Source organism: Streptomyces sp. NPDC058375 (genome assembly GCF_042723425.1).
Classification (GTDB): Bacteria; Actinomycetota; Actinomycetes; order Streptomycetales; family Streptomycetaceae; genus Streptomyces; species Streptomyces durocortorensis.
Map to the genome: position 1 here is coordinate 1 of NZ_JBHXJG010000450.1, position 2,478 is coordinate 2,478.

Here is a 2,478-nt window from a genome sequence, read left to right on the forward strand (position 1 = left end):
GTACGGGAAGATCCCGGACGCCCGCCGAGTTAGTAGAAGCGTGAACATTTCTGGGGTGCGCGAGCTGGACGTGGTCGTGATCGGCGCGGGTCAGGCGGGGCTGTCCGCCGCCTACCATCTGCGCCGCGTCGGGCTGGCGCCGGACGACGACTTCGTCGTGCTGGACCACGCGCCCCGGCCGGGCGGCGCGTGGCAGTTCCGCTGGCCCTCGCTGACGTACGGCAAGGTCCACGGGATGCACGCGCTGCCCGGCATGGAGCTGACCGGAGCCGACCCCGGCCGACCTTCCTCGGAGGTGATCGGCGCGTACTTCGCCGCGTACGAGGAGCGCTTCGATCTGCGGGTTTACCGGCCCGTGGAGGTCAGCGCCGTACGGGAGGGAAGCGGCGGACGGCTGGTAGTGGAGACGTCCGAGGGGACTTACGCGACGCGCGCCCTGATCAACGCGACCGGCACCTGGGATAGGCCGTTCTGGCCGCGCTATCCGGGCCAGGAGACGTTCCGGGGGCGGCAGTTGCACACGGCGAACTATCCGGGGCCCGAGGAGTTCGCGGGGCAGCGCGTCCTCGTGGTCGGGGGCGGCGCCTCCGGTACGCAGCATCTGATGGAGATCGCCGAGTACGCGGCCGACACCTTCTGGGTGACCCGCAGCGAACCGGTCTTCCGCGAGGGGCCCTTCACCGAGGAGTGGGGGCGAGCGGCCGTGGCGATGGTGGAGGAGCGGGTACGCAACGGGCTGCCGCCGAAGAGCGTGGTCAGCGTGACCGGGCTGCCGATGACCGACGCCGTGCGGCGGGCCCGGGCCGCGGGCGTGCTGGACCGGCTGCCGATGTTCGACCGGATCACGTCGACCGGGGTGGCCTGGGACGACGGTCGTACCGTCGAGGCCGATGTGATCCTGTGGGCGACCGGGTTCCGGCCCGCCGTGGACCATCTGGCACCGCTGAAGCTGCGTGAGCCGGGTGGCGGCATCCGGGCCGAGGACACCCGTGCCGTACGCGACGGGCGCGTCCATCTCGTCGGGTACGGCCCCTCCGCCAGCACCATCGGCGCGAACCGGGCGGGCCGGGCGGCGGTCCGGTCGGTCATGCGGCTGCTGAAGGAGACCGGCGGCGGGCGGGCCGGCAGGGAAGCCGGGGCAGCCGTCGCCGTGCCCGTCCCGGGGGCCTGAACTCCTCGTCGGCCTCGGGCGGCGGAGCCGGTGAGCCCGTGGTGGCGGACCTGGTCAGCCCGTGGTGGCGGACCTGGTCAGCCCGTGGTGGCGGAACCGCGGCTGCGGTTGAACTCCTCGACGTTCCTCTGCTGCTCGTCGTAGCTGTCGGTGAACCGGGTGTCGCCGGGGCCGACCGTGACGAAGTACAGCCAGGGGCCGGGCGTGGGGCTGACGGCCGCGCGCAGCGCCTCCTCCCCCGGATTGCCGATGGGCGTCGGCGGCAGTCCCTTGATCCGGTAGCTGTTGTACGGGCTGTCCAGCTGGGTGTCGGCGGTCGTCGTGTCCAGGGTGGAGCGTTTGAGGGCGTAGTTGATGGTGGAGTCCATCTGCAACGGCATGTCCTTGAGCAGCCGGTTGTAGACGACCCGGGCCACCTTGCCCATGTCGGACGCGGTGTCGGCCTCGGCCTGGACGATGCTGGCAATCGTGACCGTGTCGTAGACGGAGACGTTGTTGCGCTGGGCCCCCGCCGTGACGTGGCCCGCGCCGAAGTGCTTACGGGCGGTGTCGGCCATGTAGCGCAGCAGGCCGGCGGGCTCGGTCGCGTCGTCGATCGGATACGTGGCCGGGAAGAGGTATCCCTCGGGGTTGCCCTCGGCCTGGGCGGGCAGCTCCAGGTCCACCGCCGACGCTGCCTTCAAGGTGCTGCCGGGCTTCAGGTCGAGCGCCTTGTCGACCGCTTCGTACACCTGGGAGACGCGGCGGCCTTCGGGAATCATCAGCGTGCGCTGCGGGCTCTCCTGCTTCTTCGGCGGCTCGTCCGATCCGGTCAGGGACAGCGGGATCAGGACGGCGGCCGACACGACGAGCAGTGCGCCGACGACCAGGACGATCTTTCCGCGGCGGGTCGGGCGGAGTCTGCGACGGGGGCGGGCGTCCGGGGACTCGTTCACCATGCGGGCACGTTAACCCGGGGCACCGGCCACGGCCGGTAGCCCGACCACGGCGTCGCCCCCGGCGACACGAACGCCGTAGGGGCGCGAACAGAACACCCGTAGCCGGAACACACGAACAAGGGATCGGGTGTTCGCTGGAACGCGTGATCGTCAGGGGATTCGTTGCTCTTCACTCGTCCGGGGCGCGATGATTGCAGAGCGCAGTCAACGGGCTGCAGACCGCTACTGCGCAGTCCCGCAGATGCACCACGTACAAGGAGAAAGACCAGATGAACTTCCTGACCAACCTGCTTGCCGGCGTCGTCCACTTCGTGGGTTGGCTCGTCTGACCATTGCTCCGCCCGGCGCCGTCGCTCCCCGTCCCACGGG

The 2,478-nt window shown here is 70.7% G+C and carries 2 protein-coding genes; one reads left to right on the top strand and one right to left on the bottom strand.

From position 1 onward, the window contains the following. Window positions 1-40: 40 nt before the first annotated feature. Window positions 41-1,171, top strand: a complete 1,131-nt coding sequence (locus ACFWM7_RS34900; RefSeq protein ID WP_383268696.1) for an NAD(P)-binding domain-containing protein — start codon at window positions 41-43, stop codon at window positions 1,169-1,171. A gap of 77 nt (window positions 1,172-1,248) precedes the next feature. Here ACFWM7_RS34900 and mltG read toward each other — a convergent pair whose 3' ends face one another. Beyond that, window positions 1,249-2,109: an endolytic transglycosylase MltG gene (mltG, locus tag ACFWM7_RS34905; protein WP_383268699.1), complete on the bottom strand. Its 861-nt coding sequence runs from the start codon at window positions 2,107-2,109 to the stop codon at window positions 1,249-1,251. Window positions 2,110-2,478: the final 369 nt, after the last annotated feature.